Annotated in this window: 23 protein-coding genes; 21 read left to right on the forward strand and 2 right to left on the reverse strand. The window is 62.3% G+C overall.

Going from position 1 to position 22,972, the window contains the following annotated elements; genetic code table 11:
• Positions 1–62 precede the first annotated feature (62 nt).
• From ACNOHI_RS02325 to ACNOHI_RS02395, 15 genes are all read left to right on the forward strand, one after another.
• On the forward strand, positions 63–4,055 hold the full coding sequence (locus ACNOHI_RS02325; protein ID WP_420473014.1) for a DUF3683 domain-containing protein: 3,993 nt from the start codon (positions 63–65) through the stop codon (positions 4,053–4,055).
• A gap of 3 nt (positions 4,056–4,058) precedes the next feature.
• On the forward strand, positions 4,059–4,496 hold the full coding sequence (locus ACNOHI_RS02330) for an HIT family protein (RefSeq protein WP_420473015.1): 438 nt from the start codon (positions 4,059–4,061) through the stop codon (positions 4,494–4,496).
• Positions 4,497–4,516: 20 nt separating this feature from the next.
• Positions 4,517–4,939: a gamma-butyrobetaine hydroxylase-like domain-containing protein gene (locus ACNOHI_RS02335; protein ID WP_420473016.1), complete on the forward strand. Its 423-nt coding sequence runs from the start codon at positions 4,517–4,519 to the stop codon at positions 4,937–4,939.
• Between the two features lie 104 nt (positions 4,940–5,043).
• Positions 5,044–5,778: a bifunctional demethylmenaquinone methyltransferase/2-methoxy-6-polyprenyl-1,4-benzoquinol methylase UbiE gene (gene ubiE / locus ACNOHI_RS02340; protein WP_420473017.1), complete on the forward strand. Its 735-nt coding sequence runs from the start codon at positions 5,044–5,046 to the stop codon at positions 5,776–5,778.
• 9 nt (positions 5,779–5,787) lie between these two features.
• Positions 5,788–6,702 (forward strand): Tim44 domain-containing protein, encoded by a 915-nt coding sequence (locus tag ACNOHI_RS02345; protein WP_420473018.1) that lies wholly within the window; start codon positions 5,788–5,790, stop codon positions 6,700–6,702.
• Positions 6,703–6,770: 68 nt separating this feature from the next.
• Positions 6,771–7,343, forward strand: coding sequence for a ubiquinone biosynthesis accessory factor UbiJ (locus tag ACNOHI_RS02350; protein ID WP_420473019.1), 573 nt, complete (start codon positions 6,771–6,773; stop codon positions 7,341–7,343).
• Positions 7,344–8,921 carry a ubiquinone biosynthesis regulatory protein kinase UbiB gene (ubiB, locus tag ACNOHI_RS02355; RefSeq protein WP_420473020.1) on the forward strand — a complete coding sequence of 526 codons (1,578 nt, stop codon included), beginning with the start codon at positions 7,344–7,346 and terminating at the stop codon, positions 8,919–8,921.
• A gap of 4 nt (positions 8,922–8,925) precedes the next feature.
• Entirely contained in the window at positions 8,926–9,540 is a 615-nt protein-coding gene (locus ACNOHI_RS02360) for a methyltransferase domain-containing protein (protein ID WP_420473021.1), read from the forward strand.
• A gap of 169 nt (positions 9,541–9,709) precedes the next feature.
• Positions 9,710–11,173, forward strand: coding sequence for a sodium:solute symporter family protein (locus tag ACNOHI_RS02365; protein ID WP_420473022.1), 1,464 nt, complete (start codon positions 9,710–9,712; stop codon positions 11,171–11,173).
• A 152-nt stretch (positions 11,174–11,325) separates the two neighbouring features.
• A complete protein-coding gene (locus ACNOHI_RS02370) occupies positions 11,326–11,604 on the forward strand; it encodes an FmdB family zinc ribbon protein (protein ID WP_420473023.1) in 279 nt (92 codons plus the stop codon).
• Between the two features lie 35 nt (positions 11,605–11,639).
• Positions 11,640–12,275: a DUF502 domain-containing protein gene (locus ACNOHI_RS02375; RefSeq protein WP_420473024.1), complete on the forward strand. Its 636-nt coding sequence runs from the start codon at positions 11,640–11,642 to the stop codon at positions 12,273–12,275.
• A gap of 85 nt (positions 12,276–12,360) precedes the next feature.
• Entirely contained in the window at positions 12,361–14,166 is a 1,806-nt protein-coding gene (gene aspS, locus ACNOHI_RS02380; RefSeq protein WP_420473025.1) for an aspartate--tRNA ligase, read from the forward strand.
• Between the two features lie 96 nt (positions 14,167–14,262).
• On the forward strand, positions 14,263–14,751 hold the full coding sequence (gene nudB, locus ACNOHI_RS02385; RefSeq protein WP_420473026.1) for a dihydroneopterin triphosphate diphosphatase: 489 nt from the start codon (positions 14,263–14,265) through the stop codon (positions 14,749–14,751).
• Positions 14,752–14,841: 90 nt separating this feature from the next.
• The gene (locus ACNOHI_RS02390; protein WP_420473027.1) at positions 14,842–15,660 is read left to right on the forward strand and encodes an endonuclease/exonuclease/phosphatase family protein; all 819 of its coding nucleotides are present in this window, start codon (positions 14,842–14,844) and stop codon (positions 15,658–15,660) included.
• A 39-nt stretch (positions 15,661–15,699) separates the two neighbouring features.
• Positions 15,700–16,866: a phospholipase D-like domain-containing protein gene (locus tag ACNOHI_RS02395; RefSeq protein ID WP_420473028.1), complete on the forward strand. Its 1,167-nt coding sequence runs from the start codon at positions 15,700–15,702 to the stop codon at positions 16,864–16,866.
• Here the strand turns inward: ACNOHI_RS02395 and ACNOHI_RS02400 are convergent, their stop codons facing one another.
• Positions 16,867–18,339 (reverse strand): PLP-dependent aminotransferase family protein, encoded by a 1,473-nt coding sequence (locus ACNOHI_RS02400; RefSeq protein ID WP_420473029.1) that lies wholly within the window; start codon positions 18,337–18,339, stop codon positions 16,867–16,869. It lies immediately after the preceding gene.
• A 102-nt stretch (positions 18,340–18,441) separates the two neighbouring features.
• On the opposite strand from ACNOHI_RS02400, the gene ACNOHI_RS02405 reads away from it, so the two are divergent.
• Complete coding sequence (locus tag ACNOHI_RS02405) at positions 18,442–18,837, forward strand: rhodanese-like domain-containing protein (RefSeq protein WP_420473030.1); 396 nt, start codon at positions 18,442–18,444, stop codon at positions 18,835–18,837.
• 12 nt (positions 18,838–18,849) lie between these two features.
• Here the strand turns inward: ACNOHI_RS02405 and gcvA are convergent, their stop codons facing one another.
• Positions 18,850–19,776, reverse strand: a complete 927-nt coding sequence (gene gcvA / locus ACNOHI_RS02410; RefSeq protein ID WP_420473031.1) for a transcriptional regulator GcvA — start codon at positions 19,774–19,776, stop codon at positions 18,850–18,852.
• Positions 19,777–19,878: 102 nt separating this feature from the next.
• Between gcvA and ACNOHI_RS02415 the strand changes: the two genes are divergently transcribed.
• The 5 genes from ACNOHI_RS02415 to ACNOHI_RS02435 are packed head-to-tail and all read left to right on the forward strand — an operon-like array spanning position 19,879 to position 22,853.
• Positions 19,879–20,775, forward strand: a complete 897-nt coding sequence (locus ACNOHI_RS02415; RefSeq protein WP_420473032.1) for a DMT family transporter — start codon at positions 19,879–19,881, stop codon at positions 20,773–20,775.
• A 52-nt stretch (positions 20,776–20,827) separates the two neighbouring features.
• The gene (locus ACNOHI_RS02420; RefSeq protein ID WP_420473033.1) at positions 20,828–21,055 is read left to right on the forward strand and encodes a hypothetical protein; all 228 of its coding nucleotides are present in this window, start codon (positions 20,828–20,830) and stop codon (positions 21,053–21,055) included.
• A gap of 45 nt (positions 21,056–21,100) precedes the next feature.
• Positions 21,101–21,844, forward strand: a complete 744-nt coding sequence (locus ACNOHI_RS02425) for an SIR2 family NAD-dependent protein deacylase (RefSeq protein ID WP_420473034.1) — start codon at positions 21,101–21,103, stop codon at positions 21,842–21,844.
• A 40-nt stretch (positions 21,845–21,884) separates the two neighbouring features.
• Entirely contained in the window at positions 21,885–22,292 is a 408-nt protein-coding gene (locus tag ACNOHI_RS02430) for a YybH family protein (RefSeq protein ID WP_420473035.1), read from the forward strand.
• Positions 22,293–22,352: 60 nt separating this feature from the next.
• A complete protein-coding gene (locus ACNOHI_RS02435; protein WP_420473036.1) occupies positions 22,353–22,853 on the forward strand; it encodes a pyridoxamine 5'-phosphate oxidase family protein in 501 nt (166 codons plus the stop codon).
• Positions 22,854–22,972: the final 119 nt, after the last annotated feature.

The raw sequence follows: 22,972 nt of genomic DNA on the forward strand, positions 1-22,972 counted from the left end.
TTGCCGCCTGGTGCAATGCAATACGCTAAAATGCACCTTTAAGGGTCTGTCTTGACATTCTGATGAACGCCCCCGCACAAATCCACGCACTTCTTTCCGACGCGCCCAGCGACATCGTTCCAACCCGCCTGCGCGAAATTCCGTACAACTACACCTCCTTTTCCGACCGCGAAATCGTGATTCGCCTGCTCGGCGAGGAGTCCTGGCGCATCCTGGACGAACTGCGCAGCGAACGCCAGACGGGACGCTCCGCGCGCATGCTGTACGAAGTGCTCGGCGACATCTGGGTGGTGCGGCGCAATCCGTACTTGCAGGATGACATGCTGGACAATCCGAAACGGCGGCAGGCGCTGATCGACGCGCTCAACCACCGCCTGATGGAAGTCGAAAAGCGTCGCCTGGCCACCGGCCTGGCCGATGCCGGCGATGCGCAGGCCCGCCGCCGCAGTGCCAATGTCGAAGTCCTGGTCAAGGCCGCGCGCAAGGCGGTCGCCGATTTCGGCGAGGAATTCCGCAAGACGTATGACCTGCGCAGGCGCGCAACCCGTGAACTGAGCCGCTACACTGCCAAGGACAACATCAAGTTCGACGGCCTGTCACGCGTCTCCCACGTCACCGATGCGACCGACTGGCGCGTCGAGTATCCGTTCGTTGTGCTGACGCCGGATACCGAGGACGAAATGGCCGGCCTGGTCAAGGCTTGCATCTCGCTCGGCCTGACCATCATCCCGCGCGGAGGCGGCACCGGCTACACCGGCGGCGCAGTTCCGCTGACGCCGCTGTCGGCCGTCATCAATACCGAAAAGCTCGAACAGCTCGGCCCGGTCGAAATGACGACGCTTCCGGAAGTGGATCGTCAGTACGCGACGATCTACACCGGCGCCGGCGTGGTGACCAAGCGCGTGTCCGACGCCGCCGACAAGGCAGGCTTCGTATTCGCCGTTGACCCGACCTCCGCGGAAGCGTCCTGCATCGGCGGCAACATCGCGATGAACGCCGGCGGCAAGAAAGCCGTTCTCTGGGGCACCGCCCTCGACAACCTGGCGAGCTGGCGCATGGTCGACCCGAACGGCGACTGGCTGGAAGTCACCCGCATCGGCCACAACCTCGGCAAGATCCATGACGCGCCGGTGGCGAAGTTCAAGCTGGAATGGACGCATCCTGCCGACAAGGGCAAGAGCAACAAGCCGTTCAAGACGGAATATCTCGAGATCGAAGGCCGCCGCTTCCGCAAGGAGGGCCTGGGCAAGGACGTGACGGACAAGTTCCTCGCCGGCCTGCCCGGCATCCAGAAGGAAGGCTGCGACGGTCTCATCACCTCGGCGCGCTGGATCCTGCATCGGATGCCGAAGTTTGCGCGCACCGTTTGCCTCGAATTCTTCGGCCAGGCGCGCGATGCGATCCCGTCGATCGTTGAGATCAAGGATTACCTCGATGCCGAGGCGAAGAAGGGCGGGGCGATTCTCGCCGGCCTCGAGCACCTCGATGAGCGTTACCTGCGCGCGGTCGGCTACGCGACCAAATCCAAGCGCGGCGTATTGCCGAAGATGGCGCTGTTCGGCGACATCGTCGGCGACGACGAGGAAGCGGTTGCACGCGCTGCGTCGGAAGTGGTGCGCATGGCGAACACGCGCGTCGGCGAAGGCTTCGTCGCCGTCAGCCCGGAAACACGCAAGAAATTCTGGCTCGACCGTGCGCGTACCGCCGCGATCGCCAAGCACACCAATGCATTCAAGATCAACGAAGACGTCGTGATTCCGCTCGACCGCATGGGCGAATACACCGACGGCATCGAGCGCATCAACATCGAACTGTCGATCAAGAACAAGCTGCAGTTCCTCGGCGAACTGCGCGGCTTCTTTGCATCGCCCCATCTGCCGCTCGGCAAGAGCGAGGATGCCGACAGCGACATCCCGCCGGAAGAGCTGCTGGGCGACCGCGTCGCGCAGGCAACGCAGATGATCGAAGCGACGCATGCGCGCTGGTCCTACCTGCTGGCCAGCCTCGACAAGCCGCTGCGCGAGGCGCGGGACGAGCTCGCTGCGCTGGGCGTCTCGACCACCTGGCTCGACGAACGCCTGCAGCGCCAGCCGGAAGCCAACGTCTTCAACGTCGTCCAGGACCGCACCATTCGCGTGTCCTGGAAGGCGGAAGTGCGCGCGCAACTGCGCCAGATTTTCAACGGCGCCGCATTCAAGCTGATCCTCGACGAGTGCAATGCCATACACAAGCGCGTGCTGCGCGGCCGCGTGTTCGTAGCGCTGCACATGCACGCGGGTGACGGCAACGTGCACACCAACCTGCCGGTCAACTCCGACCATTACGAGATGCTGCAGGATGCGCATGCCGCAGTGGCGCGCATCATGGCGCTCGCACGTTCGCTGAACGGTGTGATCTCCGGCGAGCACGGCATCGGCATCACCAAGCTGGAATTCCTCACCGAAGACGAGATCCGCGATTTCCGCGACTACAAACTGCGCGTCGACCCGGAAGGCCGTTTCAACAAGGGCAAGCTGCTCAACGACCCGGCCATGCCGTCCGACCTGCGCAATGCCTACACGCCGTCCTTCGGCCTGATGGGCCACGAGTCGCTGATCATGCAGCAGAGCGACATCGGCGCCATTGCAAACAGCGTCAAGGACTGCCTGCGCTGCGGCAAGTGCAAACCGGTGTGCGCAACGCATGTTCCGCGCGCCAACCTGCTGTACTCGCCGCGCAACAAGATCCTGGCGACTTCGCTGCTGGTCGAAGCCTTCCTGTACGAAGAGCAGACCCGCCGCGGCGTGTCGATCAAGCACTGGGAAGAATTCGAAGACGTCGCCGATCACTGCACGGTCTGCCACAAGTGCGTGACGCCGTGCCCCGTGGACATCGACTTCGGCGACGTATCGATGAACATGCGCAACCTGCTGCGCAAGATGGACAAGAAGTCCTTCAATCCCGGCACGGCCGCCGCGATGTTCTTCCTGAACGCAACCGACCCGTCCACCATCAACGCCACGCGCGCGGCGATGACCGGACTCGGCTACAAGGCGCAGCGCCTGGCCAATGACGTGCTCAAGAAGTTTGCGAAGAAGCAGACCAAGGCGCCGCCGGCGACCCATGGCAAGCCGCCGGTCAAGGAGCAGGTGATCCACTTCATCAACAAGAAGATGCCGGGCAACCTGCCGAAGAAGACCGCGCGTGCACTGCTCGATATCGAGGACGACAAGGTCGTGCCGATCATCCGCGACCCGCAGAAGACCACGGCCGATACCGAAGCCGTGTTCTACTTCCCGGGCTGCGGCTCCGAGCGCCTGTTCTCGCAAGTCGGCCTGGCAACGCAGGCGATGCTGTGGCACGTCGGCGTGCAGACCGTGCTGCCGCCGGGCTACCTCTGCTGCGGTTATCCGCAACGCGGCAACGGCCAGTACGACAAGGCCGAGAAGATGATGACGGACAACCGCGTGCTGTTCCATCGCGTCGCCAACACCCTGAACTACCTCGACATCAAGACGGTCGTAGTGTCGTGCGGGACCTGCTACGACCAGCTGGAAGGCTATGAATTCGAGAAGATCTTCCCCGGATGCCGGATCATCGACATCCACGAATATCTGCTCGAAAAGGGCGTCAAGCTCGAAGGTGTCGGCGGCGTGCGCTACATGTACCACGACCCCTGCCACAGCCCGATGAAGCAGCAGGACCCGATGAAAACGGTGAATGCGCTGATCACGATGGCGGACGGGCAGAAGGTCGAGAAGAACGAACGCTGCTGTGGCGAATCCGGCACCCTCGGCGTGAGCCGTCCGGACATTTCCACGCAGATCCGCTTCCGCAAGGAAGAGGAAATGCGCAAGAGCGCGGACAAGCTGCGTGCGGACGGTTTCAACGGCGACGTGAAGATCCTGACGTCCTGCCCGTCCTGCTTCCAGGGCTTGTCGCGCTACAACGAAGATGCGGGTACGACGGCCGACTACATCGTGATCGAAATGGCCAAGCACCTGCTCGGCGAGAACTGGATGCCGGACTACGTGGCCAAGGCCAATGCCGGCGGCATCGAACGCATACTGGTATAAGCGATGGCAAAAGACGCCTGCGAACTGTGCATGCATCCCGGTGGCGAAGTGATCTACCGGGATGACAACTATCGCATCGTGCTGGTTGACGACGAGCGCTATCCTGGCTTTTGCCGCGTGATCTGGAACGCACACCAGCGCGAAATGACCGACCTGTCCACGGCCGAGCGCGCCATCCTGATCGCCGCCGTCTGGCAGGTGGAGGAGGCGGTGCGCGAAGTGATGCAGCCCGACAAGATCAACGTCGCCAGCCTCGGCAACGTCGTGCCCCATGTGCATTGGCACGTCATCCCGCGTTACGAGAACGACGCGCATTTCCCCAATCCCATCTGGGGTGAAGTCAAGCGTACGCCCGCTTCGGCGGAGCTTGCCAGGCGGAGCGGGCTCGTTCCCCGCTTGCGCGAAAAACTGCTCGAACGCTTCGAGCAATCCCTGCTGTAACCCCTTGCCGGAGTCCTGACATGGCCGAAATGAAGAAGTCGGATGCGATGCCGACCGCGCTGACCGTGCACAAGCAGTCCCGCGTGCTGGAGATGGGTTTCGACTCCGGCGAGAATTTCTCGCTGCCGTTCGAATACCTGCGCGTCTATTCGCCTTCGGCTGAAGTGCGGGGTCACGGCGCCGGCCAGGAAGTCCTGCAGACGGGCAAACGGGATGTACTGATCACCGCCGTCGAGCCAGTGGGCAACTATGCCGTCCAGCTGCACTTTTCCGACACGCACAACACAGGTATCTACACCTGGGATTACCTGTACTGGCTCGGGGCCAACCAGCCGCAGCTTTGGGAGGATTACCTGAAGCGTCTTGAGGCGGCCGGATTTACCCGAGAAACCGGCCGTGACGCGCCGATGCTTGCCGAGGGCAAGTCTGGCTGCGGCCACTGACCGGTTGATGCGGGGCAAGAAAATCGCCCCGTCCCAAGGGAACACTTTCCAGACTGTCCTGTCTGCACTTGTATAATGCGGCTTGGACAAACAAGGCCGTTCCCATGACGAATACAACGCATTTCGGTTTCGAAACCATTCCCGAAGAACAGAAGGTCGAAAAGGTCGCCCAGGTCTTCCATTCCGTGGCTTCCAAGTACGACGTGATGAACGACCTCATGTCGGGCGGCCTGCATCGCCTGTGGAAGACGTTCACCATTGCCCAGGCTGGCGTGCGCCCCGGCTTCAAGGTGCTCGACATCGCCGGCGGTACCGGCGACCTGGCGAAGGCCTTCGCGAAGCAGGCCGGACCGACGGGCGAAGTCTGGCTCACGGACATCAACGAATCGATGCTGCGCGTCGGCCGCGACCGTCTGCTCAACAAGGGCATGGTCACGCCGACCCTGCTGTGCGACGCTGAAAAGCTGCCGTTCCCGAGCAATTATTTCGATCGCGTGTCGGTCGCCTTCGGCCTGCGCAACATGACGCACAAGGACCAGGCGCTGGCGGAAATGCAGCGCGTGCTGAAGCCCGGCGGGAAACTTCTCGTGCTGGAGTTCTCCAAGGTATGGGAGCCGCTGCAAAAGCCGTACGACGTCTATTCGTTCTCGGTCCTGCCGTGGCTGGGCAAGGCGGTTGCCAACGATTCCGAAAGCTACCGCTACCTCGCCGAATCGATCCGCATGCATCCGGACCAGGAAACCCTGAAGCGCATGATGCAGGATGCCGGACTGGAGCGCGTGGAGTATTACAACCTGACGGCCGGTGTGGCCGCGCTGCACACCGGGATCAAACTGTAGGAGAGTGCCATGAAGAAATTCCTCGTTGCCTTGCTGGTCGCTGTCAGCGCCGCCTCCATGGTGGTGTCCGAAGCGGAAGCCAAGCGTCTCGGCGGCGGCGGATCGATCGGCCGCCAGTCGCAGGGCATCAGCCGCCAGACGCCAATGCAGTCGCCCAACCAGGCAGCCAATCCGAGCCAGGCGCGTCCTGCTGCGCCGGCAGCGGCACCGCAGGCAACGCCGCCGAAACCGGCCAGCCCTTGGCGCAATATCCTTGGCGGCGCGCTGCTCGGTCTGGGTCTCGGTGCGCTGCTGTCCCATTTCGGCATCGGCGGCGCCTTCGCAAGCATCATCAGCACCATCCTGATGATCGCGTTGCTGGCCCTGGCCGTGATGTTCATCCTCCGCCTGGTGCGCGGCAAGAATGGCGGCTCGCAGGGGGCGCAGCCCGCCTATGCCGGCGGCAATCCCGTCATGCGCACGCCGGAAATCGGTTCGCGCCTCGATGCGCCGGCGCAGCCCGCGGCGTTCCAGGCCGAGCCGTTGGCCGCTGGTGCGAGCACGCTCGATGTGCCGGCTGATTTCGATGTACCGGCTTTCCTTCGTCATGCAAAAACCTACTACATCCGTTTGCAGGCGGCGTGGGACAGGGCAGATATCAACGACATTCGTGAATTCACGACGCCGGAGCTGTTTGCCGAGCTGCGCCTGCAATTGCAGGAACGCGGTGCTTCGCCCAACCACACCGACGTGGTGTCATTGGATGCGGGCCTTCTTGCCTTTGACAAGGTCGGTGACCAGTACCACGCCAGCGTGAAGTTCTCCGGCATGATCAAGGAGGCGGAAAACGCACCGGCCGAGCGCTTCGACGAGGTCTGGAACCTGAATAAACCTGTTTCAGGTCAAGGTGGCTGGGTGCTTGCCGGCATTCAACAATTATCCTGAAACACCCCCCTCAAACTGGTAAACTTAAGCCGCCCGTGGACCGTCACGGGCGGTTTTATTTTGTGAACATGATTTCACCTGTCTCCGCCGCGATCAACCATCTGCTCGCCCGTGAACCTTGGGCGCGGGAAAAGCTCGCCCGCCACGCCGGAAAAGTTGCGCTTTTCGATGCCGGCGTCATGTCGTTGCGACTCAAGGCAGCCGCCGACGGCATGGTCGAGGCCGCTACTGCGGACGAGCCGCAGAACGTCACCATCCGCGTCAATCTGTCCGACCTGCCGCTCATCCTGCAGAACCGCGAACACGCCTTTTCTTACGTGAAGATCGACGGCGACGCCGATTTCGCCAATACGATTTCCCAACTGAGCGAAACGCTGCGCTGGGAGGCGGAAGAGGATCTTGCGACGCTGGTCGGCGATGCGGCGGCGGTACGTCTCGTCGGCACGGCGCGCAACGCGTTCGATGCGGCAAAAACGACGCAGCAAAAGATCATCGAGAACGTTGCCGAGTACTTCCTCGAAGAAAATCCCGTGCTGGTCAGGCCGCAGGCGGTGGCCGATTTTTCCAGCGACGTTACACGACTGCGCGACGATGTCGAGCGTCTTGCGAAACGCATCGAAAAACTGAAGGAAAGCCGCTAAATGTTATTCAAGTTCCTGCGGCTCTTTAAGATCACTCGTGTTGCAATCCGCTACGGCCTCGACAATATCGCCATTTCCACGCTGGACCGGCCGGGCATCAGCCGGCTGATCGACGCGCTTTTCTTCTGGCGCGATATTTCCGCGCCGCGCGGGGTGCGCCTGCGACAGGCGCTCGAGGATCTTGGACCGATCTTCGTGAAGTTCGGCCAGGTGCTGTCCACTCGCCGTGACCTGATGCCGCCGGATATCGCCGACGAACTGGCGAAACTGCAGGATCGCGTACCGCCTTTTCCCACCGACCTCGCCATCGAGCAGATCGTCAAATCGCTGGGCGAGCATCCCGATCGGCTGTTCGCCGAATTCGACCGCGTGCCGGTCGCCTCCGCATCGATCGCGCAGGTCCATTTTGCCAAGCTGAAGGACGGCACCGAAGTTGCCGTCAAAGTGCTGCGCCCGGGCATGAAGCGCTCGATCGAGGAAGACATCGCGCTGATGAAAATCGCAGCCGGCTGGGTCGAGCGCCTGTGGGCCGATGGACGTCGGCTGAAGCCGAAGGAAGTCGTCGGCGAATTCGACAAATACCTGCACGACGAGCTCGATCTCATGCGCGAAGCTGCCAACGCAAGTCAATTGCGCCGCAACTTCCTGCAGTCGCAGCTGCTGATCGTGCCGGAGATGTTCTGGGATTACTGCTCGACCTCCGTGATCGTCATGGAGCGCATGCACGGCATTCCCATCTCCCGCCTCGACAAGCTGGTCGAAGCGGGTGTGGACCTCAAGAAGCTGTCGAGCGACGGCGTCGAGATTTTCTTTACCCAGGTATTCCGCGACGGCTTCTTCCATGCCGACATGCACCCCGGGAATATCCTCGTGTCCATCGATCCCGCGACCTTCGGGCGCTACATCGCCCTCGACTTCGGCATTGTCGGCACGCTCACCGACTACGACAAGGATTACCTGTCGCAGAACTTCCTGGCCTTCTTCCGCCGCGATTACAAGCGCGTCGCCGAAGCGCATATCGAATCCGGCTGGGCACCGAAAGAGACGCGTGTCGATGAGCTGGAAGCGGCAGTGCGCGCCTGCTGCGAACCGATCTTCGACCGCCCGTTGCGCGACATCTCGTTCGGCCAGGTGCTGCTGCGCCTGTTCCAGACCTCGCGCCGCTTCAACGTGGAGGTGCAGCCGCAACTGGTGCTGCTGCAAAAGACCCTGCTCAATATCGAAGGCCTCGGACGCCAGCTCGACCCCGACCTCGACCTGTGGAAGACCGCCAAACCCTACCTCGAACGCTGGATGGACGAGCAGGTCGGCTGGCGCGGCATGATCGCGCGCTTCAAGGAAGAGGCTACCCACTACAACAAGATCATCCCTGAAATCCCGCGCCTGCTGCACGACGCACTGTCCATGCAGGCGCACGAGCCGCGCCAGAATGCCGATTTGCTGAAGCAACTGGTCGATGAACAGCGGCGCACGAACAGGATGCTCGGCTTCATCGTCTTCTTCGGCCTCGGCCTTGCCGGGGGAATCATTCTTGCGCAGGTGATGCTGCGCTGGTACAAGCTCGTCAACTGGTGGTAAATCCATGTCCTCCACGCCCAGCTTTGAAACCCGCGATCCAACCGCACCCGGCTTCTGGTCGGAGCGCTTCGAGCAGGGATTCATGCCCTGGGACCGTGGCGGCGTGCCGGCAAGGCTGCTGCAGTTCGTCGCGGAATCCGGCCGCCCTTATGTCACCCTGATTCCCGGCTGCGGGACCGGCTACGAAGTGGCTTGTCTGTCGCAGGCTGGCTGGGACGTGACCGCCATCGACTTTTCCGCCTCCGCCGTTGAGACCGCGCAGAAAGTGCTCGGCCCCCTGGGCAACCGGGTCGTCGAGGCCGACTTCTTCACTTTCTCCCCCGCGAAACCGGTCGAGCTGATCTACGAACGCGCCTTCTTTTGCGCATTGCCGCCGCGCATGCGCCAGGCCATCGTCGACCGCTGGGCGGCGCTACTTCCGACGGGCGGCCTGCTTGCAGGCTTCTTCTTTTTCGACGACGCGCCCAAAGGCCCGCCCTTCGGCATTTCCTCCGCCGAACTCGATGCGTTGCTCACGCCTTCTTTCGAACGCATCGCGGATGAGGCCGTCGCCGATTCCCTGCCTGTTTTTGCCGGAAAAGAGCGCTGGCAGGTGTGGCGCCGGCGAAATTGTGCGTAGTTCGCACAGACGTTGCTTTTTTCCTTTCAGGCGGTATTCCGGCGGAATTCTGCGGCTATAATCGCGAAAAATTTGCCGGGAGGGTGGTCAAACCTGCACTAAATCAGTGCCTGCCGCGCCCCTGACGATCTTCATTCAACAGGCCATTTGCCGTCCGGAGCAGACTTTCATGGACTTCACACTGATTACCTTCGTCGTGCTGTATTTGCTGGGCACGCTCGCACTGGGGGTATGGGCGGGTACGCGCATCAAGAACACCACGGATTTCGCCGTCGCCGGACGCAGCCTGCCGCTGATCATGGTGATCACGACGACGTTCGCGACCTGGTTCGGCGCCGAGACGGTCATGGGGATTCCGGCAAAGTTCGTGCAGGGCGGCCTGAATGCGATCGTGGAAGACCCCTTCGGCGCCGGCACCTGCCTGATCCTGGTGGGCATGTTCTTCGCGACCAAGCTGTACAAGCAGAACCTGCTGACCATCGGCGACTTCTACCGCAACCGCTACGGCAAGGGCATTGAAGTGTTCTGCTCGGTCGCCATCATCCTGAGCTACCTCGGCTGGGTGGCCGCGCAGATCACCGCGCTCGGCCTCGTGTTCTCGGTGCTGACGAACGGTGCGATGTCCGAGACCGCGGGCATGATCGTCGGCACGCTGGCCGTGCTGATCTATGTCGTCATCGGCGGTTTCCTCGCGGTTGCATGGACGGACTTCATCCAGATGATCGTGCTGGTGGTCGGGTTGAGCATCATTGCACTGTTCTCGGCGGATCTCGCCGGTGGTTCCGACAAGGTGTTCGCCGTGGCGGCGCAAACCGACCTCTGGAAATTCTTCCCCGAGCCGAGCTTCAAGGAAATCGCCTTCTTCATCGGCGCCGGGCTGACCATGATGCTCGGCAGCATCCCGCAGCAGGACGTATTCCAGCGCGTGATGTCAGCCAAGGACGCGCCCACTGCGCGCGCCGGCGCCATGATCGGCGGCGCAAGCTATATCCTGTTTGCCTTCGTGCCGATGTTCATCGTCACCAGCGCCGTGGTCGTGATGGGCGAGAGCGCCCTGACGATTGCCAAGGACGACTACCAGCGCTTGCTGCCGACCTTCATCATGACGAAGATGCCGCTGATCATGCAGATCCTCTTCTTCGGTGCGCTCTTGTCTGCAATCAAGAGCACTTCGTCGGCGACGCTGCTGGCGCCTTCGACCAGCTTCGTGGAAAACATTCTGAAGAACCTGCGACCGCACATGAGCGACCGCCAGCAGCTGTTCGCGATGCGCTGCACGCTGGTCGTGTTTGCCGCGCTGGTGCTGTCCTACGCCATCGCCATGCAGGGGACCTCCATCTATGAGCTGGTTTCCACCGCTTATCAGGTAACACTGGTTGGTGCCTTCGTACCGCTGGTCATAGGGCTGTACTGGAAGCGCGCGACCACCCAGGGCGCCATCTTCTCGGTCGGTGCCGGTATCGCTACCTGGATCCTGTTTTTCCCCCAGATTTCCAACCTTGGCGAGCAATTCCCCGGGCAGCTCGCGGGCCTGATTGCCGGTTTTGCAGGCATGATCGTTGGTTCGCTGATGCCGCAAATCTTCAAGAACCGCCACGAGCCGCATCATTCCGTGCAAGGCGCACACGGCTAATTATTGACTTGATTGCAATATTGGGCGGCCGGCTTCCGTTTTCGAGGCCGGCCGTTTCGCTTTCCCGCCGCCGGCTTTCCTGCACTCACGCAAAATTCGCCTGAAACCCTTTATAATTCAGGGTTTTGGATGATTTTTGCGAGAGGTTTCCCATGCCGATTTATGCTTATCGCTGCGAGACATGCGGTTTCGCCAAGGATGTACTGCAAAAAATGTCCGACGCGCCGCTGACCGACTGCCCGTCCTGCGGGAAGAGCAGCTTCAAGAAGCAACTCACCGCAGCCGGTTTCCAGTTGAAGGGAACAGGCTGGTATGCCACCGATTTCCGCAACGGCGGCACGTCCGCGCCGGCGACCAAGACGGCTGCGGCGGAAAGCTGCCCGGCTGCCGAGGGTTGCGGCGCCGGCGGTTGCGCGGCCAACGCGGCGTAACGACGAACGAGCACGTTCCCAGTCCGAAGAAAACCATGCGCAAATATTTCGTCACCGGCCTGCTGGTCCTGGTTCCCCTGGCGATCACCCTCTGGGTGCTGAACCTGATCATCGGCACGCTCGACCAGTCGGTCCTGCTGCTGCCAGAACGCTGGCGGCCGGCGGTGCTGATCGGCCTGGATATCCCCGGGATGGGCGCGCTCATCACGGTGCTGTTCGTGTTCCTGGTTGGTCTGCTCACGCGCAACTTCATCGGAAACCAGATCGTGCTGCTGTGGGAAAAGGCGCTGACGCGCATCCCCATCGTCAGCTCGATCTACTCGAGCGTGAAGCAGGTGTCGGACACGCTGTTCTCGTCGTCGGGCAATGCGTTCCGCAAGGCGATGCTGGTGCAGTATCCGCGTCAAGGTTCCTGGACCATCGCCTTCCTGACCGGCACGCCCGGCGGCGACGTCAAGAACCACCTCACCGGCGATTACATCAGCGTCTACGTGCCGACCACGCCGAACCCGACTTCCGGCTTCTTCCTGATGATGCCGCGCGCCGATGCCATCGAGCTCGACATGTCGGTCGATGAAGCTCTCAAGTACATCGTCTCCATGGGCGTCGTCGCGCCCGAGTATGTCGTCGCCGCATCAAAGAACCTGAAGGCCGTTCCTCCGCCAGTCTGACAACGTCCTTCAATCACCAGGGCCCCGACCCGGACAGCATGCAGGCAACGGGGTCACCACAAAGAATCTGAAACTGGAATCCATCATGTCTATGCGAACTCACTATTGCGGCCTCACCACTGAGGCGCTTCTCGGTCAAACCGTCAGCCTGTGCGGCTGGGTGCACCGTCGCCGCGACCACGGCGGCGTGATCTTCATTGACCTGCGCGACCGCGAAGGCCTGGTGCAGGTGGTGTGCGACCCGGACCGCGCCGATGTGTTCAAGACCGCGGAAGCCGTGCGCAATGAATTCTGCGTTCGCATCACCGGCGTCGTGCGCAACCGTCCGGAAGGCACGACCAACGCCAACCTGAAGTCGGGCAAGATCGAAGTGCTCGCGCACGAGTTCGAAGTGCTGAACGCTTCCGTCACGCCGCCGTTCCAGCTCGACGACGACAACCTGTCCGAGACCACCCGCCTGACGCACCGCGTGCTCGACCTGCGCCGTCCGCAGATGCAGAACAACCTGCGCCTGCGCTACAAGGTGACGATGGAAGTGCGCAAGTTCCTCGACGCCAACGGCTTCATCGACATCGAAACGCCGATGCTCACCAAGTCCACGCCGGAAGGCGCGCGTGACTACCTGGTGCCGTCGCGCGTGAACGCCGGCAATTTCTTTGCGCTGCCGCAGTCGCCGCAGCTGTTCAAGCAGCTGCTGATGGTGGCCAACTTCGACCGCTACTACCAGATCACCAAGTGCTTCCGCGACGAAGACCTGCGCGCTGACCGCCAGCCGGAATTCACCCAGATCGACTGCGAAACCTCGTTCATGAACGAGCAGGAAATCCGCGACATGTTCGAAGGCATGATCCGTGGCGTGTTCAAGAACGCGCTCGACATCGACCTGCCGAACCCGTTCCCGGTCATGCAGTATTCCGAAGCGATGGGCCTGTACGGCTCCGACAAGCCGGACATGCGCGTCAAGCTGCAGTTCACTGACCTCACTGCGGTGATGAAGGATGTCGATTTCAAGGTATTCTCCGGCGCTGCGAACATGGAAGGCGGCCGCGTGGTCGGCCTGCGCGTGCCGGGCGGCGGTGCGATGCCGCGTTCCGAGATCGACGCCTACACCCAGTTCGTCGCCATCTATGGCGCCAAGGGCCTGGCCTACATCAAGGTCAACGAAAAGGCGAAGGGCCGCGACGGCCTGCAATCGCCGATCGTCAAGAACATCCATGACGCCGCGCTCGCAGCCATCATCGAGCAGACCGGCGCGCAGGACGGCGACCTGATCTTCTTCGGCGCCGACAAGGCGAAGGTCGTCAACGACGCGATCGGCGCGCTGCGCGTGAAGATCGGCCACAGCGATTTCGGCAAGAAGAACGGCCTGTTCGAAGACACCTGGAAGCCGCTGTGGGTGATCGACTTCCCGATGTTCGAGTACGACGAGGAAGGCCAGCGCTACGTCGCTGCACACCACCCGTTCACCTCGCCGAAGGATGGCCACGAAGACCTGCTGGAAACCAATCCGGGCAAGGCGCTGGCCAAGGCCTACGACATGGTGCTCAACGGCTGGGAACTGGGCGGCGGCTCCGTCCGTATCCACCGTGCCGACGTGCAGAGCAAAGTGTTCCGCGCACTGAAGATCGGCGCGGAAGAGGCGCAACTGAAGTTCGGCTTCCTGCTCGACGCGCTGCAGTACGGCGCGCCTCCGCACGGCGGCCTGGCATTCGGCCTCGATCGTATCGTCACCATGATGACCGGTGCCGAATCGATCCGCGACGTGATCGCTTTCCCGAAGACGCAACGCGCGCAGTGCCTGCTGACGCAAGCGCCGTCGGAAGTCGACGAGAAGCAGTTGCGCGAACTGCACATCCGCCTGCGCAACGTGGAGCCGGCTGTCAAGGCTTGAACCGTTTGAACGGAGTGAGAAGGGCGCGGTTTTCCGCGCCCTTTTTGTTTTCGGCGTTCGGTTATCATGTCCATGCCCTGCGTTTTGCCACGCCCCATGAACAAACCCTACAAGATTCCCGAATCGGTCCTGGTCGTCATTCATACCGCGGACCTGGATGTCCTGCTGATCGAACGTGCCGACAAGCCAGGTTACTGGCAATCGGTGACCGGCTCGAAGGACACGCCCGATGAACCGTTCGCCCTCACGGCCGTGCGCGAGGTGTTCGAGGAAACCGGCATTGTCGTCTCGGATGACATTGATCAAATCGGGCACGCCGTCCCGATTCGAAACCTGACGGACTGGCACCTGTCGAATATCTACGAAATCTATCCGGTCTGGCGTCACCGCTACGCCCCCGGCGTGACAAAGAATACCGAGCATGTCTTCGGCCTGCTGGTTCCGCGCGACGTCCCGATCAAGCTCGCGCCGCGCGAGCATGTCGATTACGTATGGCTGCACTACCGCGAGGCCGCCGACAAGTGCTTTTCGCCATCGAACGCGGAAGCGGTCCTGCAACTCCCGAAATATCTGCAGTTGCCCTGAAACTTATCCTGCGACAATCTTCTCAGAGTCAGTGTTCTCACTTCGTAAGCGCGCCTTCCGCATCTGTTGCGCAGCGTCTAGAATGAATTCATGAAACTTCGCATCGCGACGTATAACATCCATAAAGGCGTCAGCTCCTTGCGCAGCATGCCGCGCATCCACGCACTGAAACAGGCACTTGCCTCGATGGAGGCGGATATCCTGTTCCTGCAGGAAGTGCAGGGCCGGCATGACAAGTACGCAATGAAGCATGCCAACCTCTGGCCGGAACAGGCGCAGCACCAGTTCCTGGCCGGTGATTCCCATCAGGCGGTATATGGCATGAATGCCGTGTACGACCACGGCCACCACGGCAACGCCTTGCTCAGCCGCTATCCGGTTCTGTCGTCCAGCAATCGTGACGTGTCCGACCATGCCTACGAGTCGCGCGGCATTTTGCACTGTATCGTGCAGACGCCGGCCTGCGACCTCCATTGCTACGTGATCCACCTCGGGCTTTTCGCACGCAGCCGCAAGCGCCAGACCGAGGCGCTGATCGAGGCGGTCACCACCTCGTCGCCGCCCGGCGCGCCGCTGATCATCGCTGGAGATTTCAACGACTGGACCAACCAGCTGAGCGACAGTTTGCGCAATGAACTGGGCGTCACGGAGGTGTTCGACGAGAACCTGCCGTCGCGCGGCTTCGGCACCTACCTGCGTACCCTGAGCGGACGCGGGCCGAAGCTGAAACCCGCCCGCACCTTCCCTGCCGCCTTGCCCTGGTTGCGGCTGGACCGGATCTACGTCCGCGGCTTTCAGATCGAGAGTGCGCAAGTCCTGCACGGTCCGATGTGGGCCCGCCTGTCGGACCATGCGCCCATCGTCGCCTCCCTAGACATGAAAACGCGGGAGCTCGCCGCGGCAATGTAGAATTGGCAGCTTCACCATCGCTGGAGTGTGCTCCCGGTTATGCGTCCGGTAACGTTTACCGCCCACAATCACGTCACGCTTCTTCATTGCGGCGCCGAATTCTTTCCGGCGCTGATTGCCGCCATCGATGAGGCGCGCTTTGAGCTCTATCTCGAAACCTATATTTTCGCCCTCGACCTGACCGGCGAGGCGGTCAAGGATGCCCTTGTCCGCGCCGCCGAGCGCGGCGTCATGGTCAACGTCGTCACCGACTGGCTGGGCACCGGACACCGGCAATCGGTGCTCCTCAACGAAGTATTGAACGCGGGGCGCGTCAACCACCGCGTGTTCAATTCCTGGTTCAGGCGCGGTTTGGCGCGCAGCCATCGCAAGATCTGCGTCGTGGATCGCCAAGTGGCTTTCCTCGGCGGACTCAATATCAATCACGATTACATCTCCGACGACGGCTTCAACGAGCCGCTGCCAGCGCCGCGCTGGGACCTGGCCGTGCGCATTCGCGGGCCGCTCGTGTCGTCGATCTACCATGACGTGCAGGCGCAATGGCTGATGCTCAAGGGGCTCAGCCTGCGTCATCGATGGGAATTGTTCCGTGAGCGCCGCAAGACCGGCCACACGCTTGGCGAAGGTCCGGCCATGGCCGCCTACGTGGTGCGCGACAACCTGCGCAACCGGCGCACCATCCAGAAGACCTATCTCAAGGCGCTCGGCAATGCGCGGCGGACGGCGATGCTGGCCAATCCGTACTTCGCGCCGGGACGCAAGCTGCGCGACGGGCTGGCTGCGGCTGCCGCGCGCGGGGTAAAGGTCACGCTGCTGATCGGTGTCGGCCAATTCCGCATCCAGGACGCGGTGGCGCATTCGTTCTATCCCAAGTTACTGAAAAGTGGCGTGCGGATCGTGGAATACCGCAAGACGCAATTGCACGGCAAGGTAGCCGTGATCGACGACGAATGGTCGACGGTCGGCTCCAGCAACTGGGATGGCTTGAGCCTGCTGATCAACCACGAAGCGAACGTTGTGGTGAAGGATGCCGCATTCGCGCGCACGCTGCGCAAGACGATCGAGGCGGCGGTCGCCGAAGGCGTGGTCGTGCGGATGGAAGACTACGTGAACATCCCGTGGTACGAACGCGCCTGGTACGGGGCCGCTTCGATGCTTTACAAAGGCATCCTGCGCATCATTACCCTGGGCAGGTACACCGAATAGCTACAGGATTCTGGCGAGCGCCCGGATACCTTCGCGTATGTCTGCCGGCGCCAGCGCACTGTAGCCCATCACGAAACCATTCCGCTTGTCCGCGCCAAGGTAAAGCCGCGACAGACGAGGCAAATCGATCCCCACGTCCGCGGCGATTCCCGCCAGGCGCTGGTCCGAGAGACGCTGGTCGGCCAGCAGGCAGGATGTCTGCATTCCGCCCTGTGCGGCAAGCGGCACCAGTCGTCCGCGAAGATGTCGGTCGATTTCCTCCATGAAGATGTCGCGCCGGGCGCGGTACAGCTCGCGCATGCGGCGTACATGCGCCATGAAGTGTCCGTCCTGCATGAAATCGGCAAGGACAGCTTGCATCAGGGGGGAAGCATGGCCGTCGACCTGGCTGCGCGCCGTCACGAAGGCGGACACCATCTGTCTTGGCACGACCAGGTAAGCGAGGCGCAGTCCGGGGAAGAGCACCTTGGAAAAGGTACCCACGTACAGCACGCGTTCGTGCTGGTCCAGGCCGTGGATGGCGGACACCGGACGGCTGTCATAGTGGAACTCGCTGTCGTAGTCGTCCTCCACGATCCATGCGTTGGACTGTCGCGCCCATTCGATCAGCTGCAGCCGCCGGGCCAGGCTCAGGGTGACGCCGAGCGGGTACTGGTGCGAGGGCGTGACGTAGGCGAGCCGGGCACGCGGCTGGAGGCGCAGCCCTTCGTCCACGCGCAGTCCTTCGTTATCGACCGGCACGGGGACGATGCTTGCGCCGCCGCCGGAAAAGGCGGTCTGCGCGCCGCGATAACCAGGCTCTTCCAGCCATACAGGGTCGCCGTCGTCCAGCATCAACATGGCGATCAGGCCGAGCGCCTGCTGCGAACTCGTCAGCACGATGACCTGGGACGCGTCGCAATGCACGCCGCGCGACAGCGAGAGGTATTGCGCAATCGCCTCGCGCAGTGCAGGAAGACCCTGCTGGTCGCCGTACATCATCCACCGTGATGCGTCGTGCCTGGCGTGGCGGGCAAGCAGTTTTTGCCATGGTTCGACCGGGAAGGATTCCAGGGCCGGCATGCCGGCGGAGAAGGCGCGGACTACGCGGGCATCGACGCAGCCGCCCATGCTGGCGATTTGCGTACCTCGCTTCGACAGGGCGGGGGAAGCAGCGGCATTCAGGCGCGATTTTCGTGCGTGCCTTCCGGCCGACGCGTCGGCGCTGACATAACTGCCGCTGCCCACACCGCGCGTCAGGTAACCCTCGTCTTCGAGCTGGGCATAGGCGGCTTCCGCCGTGCTGCGCGAAATCGACAGGTCCGCGGCAAGCGTGCGCGTGGAAGGCAGCCGGTCGCCGGCCTTCAGGGTGGAATCTAGGATTGCGGCACGGATCGCGCGGTAGACGCGCGTCGAAAGCGTTCCAGGGAGGACGCCGTCCCGCTCCAGCAGGGTCAGCAGGGCGCCGGTCACAGTGCGGGGCAATGTGTTCATGAATGGTCTGTTCGGATCGCTTGAAATGGTCTGTTTCTGCAAACCATTCAACGATACCATTCTTCTTGTCAGATTGATCACTAAAAGGAAAAGGAAGCAAAGATGCAAGCGCAACTCCAGCACTACCTCGACAAGCTCGCGTATGAAACCGATTCGTCGGACCTGAAGGCGGCACTGGCGGCCAACGAGAACATCGTTGTGATCGACGCACGCTCGGCGGAAGTCTATGCGATCGAACATATTCCTGGTGCGATCAATGTCCCTCATCGCACGATGAGCGAAGAGACGACCAGCCATATCGACCGCAACGCCGTGATCGTCACGTACTGCGACGGCATCGGCTGCAACGCATCGACCAAGGGGGCGCTGAACATGACGAAGCTGGGCTTCAAGGTCAAGGAGCTGATGGGCGGGCTCGACTGGTGGAAGCGCGACGGTTATCCGACTGCGGGCGAGAAGGGGACGCAGGGCAACAGCGAAATTCTCTGCGGTTGCTGACCGGGTCCTGGATTACTGTGACGTGGCGTTTCTCGACACCGCGCTCGCTTCGGCCTTGATCCAGTCGCAGAAGGCCTTCACTGCCGGACGTGTTTCCGCATCCGGCAGGCGCAGCAGGTGGAAGCGGTAGGGGCCGAGGACCCGTTGCGGGAACAGCCTGACCAGCCTGCCGCTGCGCAAATCTTCCTCGATGAAGGGTTCCGCCGCGATGGCCACGCCCTGGCCGTTGGCGGCCGCTTCCAGTGTCAGGTAGGTGTGTGAAAAGCTGGGACGGGCCGTTCCGTTGTAATGCACGCCGAACGCCGCCAGCCACCGCGCCCAGCTGATCTCGTCGGGAATGCGCATCTCCACTTCATCATGCAGAAGCGGATAGCGCAGCAAATCCGCGGGCTCGCGCAAGTCCCGGGCCGATGCCTTGAATGCCGGGCTGCATACCGCCGAAAACCATTCCTCCAGCAGCACATCCGCCTTCAGCCCGGGATAAGGACCTGTGCCCATGCGGATCGCCACGTCCACGCCTTCGCGCGCGAAATCGGCCGGATGCAGCGACGCCAGCACGCGCATGTCGATTTCCGGATGCTGTTCCTGCAGGCGGCCGAGACGCGGCATCAGCCAGCGCGCGACGAGCGAGGGGACGGAGGTGACAGTGACCACCCGCTCGTCGCCATGGCGCTTGACCGCTTCTGACGCCTCCGCCAAGCCGTTCAGCAGGGGACGCAATGCCTCGGCGTACTGCCTGCCCGCGGGCGTGAGCACGACGCCGCGCGCGAGGCGCTGGAAGAGGGTGACGCCCAGCCAGTTTTCCAGTTGCTTCACCTGGTGCGCGACGGCACCGGCCGAGACGTGCAACTCTTCGCCCGCACTTTGGAAGCCTCCGTGGCGTGCTGCAGCCTCAAAGGCACGAACGGCAGGAAGCGGCGGCAGGCGAAAGGGTGTCATGGCTCAATAATATTGGGGCAATCCGCCAAGAATATTGATTTGTGACCATGAGGGCAAGGAAATACACTGCTTTTACCCTCAATCCATTTTGCTCTCGCCGCCATGACGATTTCCCGCCGCACTGCCATTGTCCTTGTGTTGCTATCCGCCCTCGGCTTCGGCAGCATGGCGCTCTTCGCGAAAGTCGCGTACGCGTCCGGCCTCTCGCCGAGCATGCTGCTGACGCTGCGTTTTGCACTGGCCGTCGCGATGCTCGCGCCGGTGGTTTGGTGGAAGAGGGTGCGCCTGCCGCGCGGACGGACGCTTGCCGGTTTTGCACTGATGGGCGCCCTGTATACCGCCCAGTCGCAAAGCTATTTCACGGCGCTCATGCATGCCAGCAGCGGACTGGTCGGCCTGCTCCTGTACGTGTATCCGGTGCTGGTGACGTTGCTGGCGGTGGCGATCGGCTGGGAAAGGCTGGACCGTCGCACCTTCGCCTTGCTGGCGCTGGCGATTGCGGGGATGGTTGTCATGCTGGGCGGTGACCTGCAGGGAACGCCCTTGGGCATCACGCTCGGCCTGCTGGCCGCAGCGATCTATGCTGTGTACATCACAATCGGTGGCCGGCTGACGCAAGGTACCGATCCGCTTTCGGCGACACTGGTGGTCATGGCGGCTGCGGCAATCGGCAATGGTGGGTTCGCGCTTGCCGGTGGCGCCGCGATGCCGGTCGATACGACGACCTGGCTGGCGATCCTCGCCATTGCCTTCGCATCCCTGGTGGCGGTTGCCTGCTTCCTCGTCGGGATCAAGCATATCGGCGGATCGCAGGCATCCATCATCTCCACGCTGGAACCGGTCATCACGCTCTGCCTGGGCATCGCGCTGCTGGGCGAATCGGCGAGCGCCGGGCAGCTCGTCGGCGGAGCGATGGTGCTCGCCGCCGTCATCCTGCTGGCCAGGAAGCCGAAGCAGGAAGCTATCGCGGATCAAGGCTGCGCCCAGCCTGCTTCCTGAGCAATCCCATCCGTGGCAAGATGACCGCTTTTTACGCTTGCCAGGGAATCCAATGAACACCATCACCATGGCCGTAGGCGGCGTCGCGCTCGCGTTCGGCCTCTACAACATCGCCTTGCGCCGTACCGCCCCCGAGAAACTGTCGCGGCTGCAGGCCATGAAAGACCTGTTCGGCGAAAAGACCGGCGACACCGTACACCTGCTCGCCTATGCCGTGACGCCGCTGGTCGCCGGCGCGGTCTTCCTGTTCGCCGGGAGCCGCGGCGTTTCGCTTTTCTGATTGGCGGCTATACTGAAAAATTGCTCCCTGCAGAATCGCGCCGACATGGATTTCGATCCCGAACTGCTGGACATCCTGCGCAACGCGCGCCATATCGCGGCGTTCACGGGGGCAGGCGTGTCGGCCGAAAGCGGCATCCCGACTTTCCGGGATGCGCAAACCGGGCTGTGGGCGAAGTACCGCGCGGAAGACCTGGCAACGCCCGAAGCCTTCCGCCGCGATCCGGTCACCGTCTGGAACTGGTATGCATGGCGGCGCGACCTGATGCGAGCGGTGCGGCCGAATCCAGGCCATCTCGCCATCGCCGCCATGGAGCGGCTGGTTGGAAGAGTGACGGTGATCACCCAAAACGTGGACGGCCTGCATGTCCAGGCCGGCAGCAGCGAAGTCATCGAATTGCATGGCAATATCTGGCACAACCGGTGCACGGATTGCGCCACATCTGTTCCGGAGTCTGAACTGAGTGCAGACACTCCGCCGGTCTGCCCCCACTGCAAGGGCAAGATCCGTCCCGGCGTCGTCTGGTTCGGCGAGGCATTGCCGACGCAGGCATGGACGCGCGCGGCGGAGGTCCTGGAAACAGCGGACGTGTTTTTCTGCATCGGCACCTCCAGCCTGGTCGAACCGGCCGCCAGCCTGCCGCGTTATGCGCGCTCATGCGGCCGCACTGTGATTCAGATCAATCCGGAACTCACCAGTCATGATGAGATTGCGCAGTACGTCTTGCGCGGCAAGGCGGGCGAGGTCCTGCCCGCGCTGCTGAAGGCGGCCTGGCCGCAGGTTGGTTGAGCCTGGCCGCATCCACGTCCGCCCTGGAGGGAGTACTTCCATGCAAAACGATGAACAGGTGATCCGCATGCTGGTCCACGAATGGCAGACCGCGTCCGCCGAAGGCAACCTGCAACGGTTGGCCGAACTGATGGCGGAAGACGTCATCTTCCTCATGCCGGGGCAAGCGCCCATGCGCGGAAGACAAGCCTACATGGATGCCTTCCGGGAAGGCATGAAACATTACCGCATCGAATCGCGGGGCGAAATCAAGGAGTTGCAGATCGCAAACGACCTCGCCTATTGCTGGACGCAACTGACCGTCACGGTCACGCCGCACCGGGAAGGCTTGCCCATGCGCCGCTCGGGCAATGCGCTCTCCATCCTGCGCAAAAATCCGGAGTCGGGCTGGGTCATCGTGCGCGACGCCAACATGCTCACGCCCGAACCGGTTTCCATTCCCACGTAGCGCCGCTCCGGAACTTTCCTTGTCGTCTTTCCTCCCTTCTTTTTTGACCGAGGAGGAATCATGGACGTGCAGGAACAGGCATTCGACCAATTGCAGAAAATCGCGGACCTCGTCGAGGAAATCAAGTTCGCGATGCTGACCACCGAGGAACCCGACGGTACGTTGCGCAGCCGTCCGATGGCGACGATGCAGATGGATGCATCCGGTACGCTGTGGTTCTTCACCGCATTGTCGTCGCCTAAGATTGAAGAGGCGGAACAGCACCACCAGGTCAACCTCAGTTATGCGCGCACCGACAAGCAGGATTACCTCTCCATCTCCGGCACCTGCGAAATCGTGCGCGACAAGGAAAAGATGCGCGCCCTGTGGACGCCGTGGGTCAAGCCATGGTTCCCGAATGGCGTCGACGATCCCGATCTTGTGCTCCTGAAAGTGACGATCACCGAAGCCGAATACTGGACCGCGCCGGGCAGCGCGGTGGTGCGCCTGTATGGCCTTGCCAAGGGCATGTTGACGGGGAATACCGACGCACTCGGCGACAACCGCAAGATCGTCATGTGAGGATGCGACGGACTGTAAGGCTTACCGCGCCGATGTAAGAATGTGCGCGGCGGCGCTGTCAATAACGGCGCCTTCATGCTGCCGCGACCGGCACGGTATTTGCGACATCTCCCCCTTCA

It is taken from the genome of Noviherbaspirillum sp. ST9 (assembly GCF_048799745.1).
Taxonomy (GTDB): Bacteria; Pseudomonadota; Gammaproteobacteria; order Burkholderiales; family Burkholderiaceae_D; genus Noviherbaspirillum.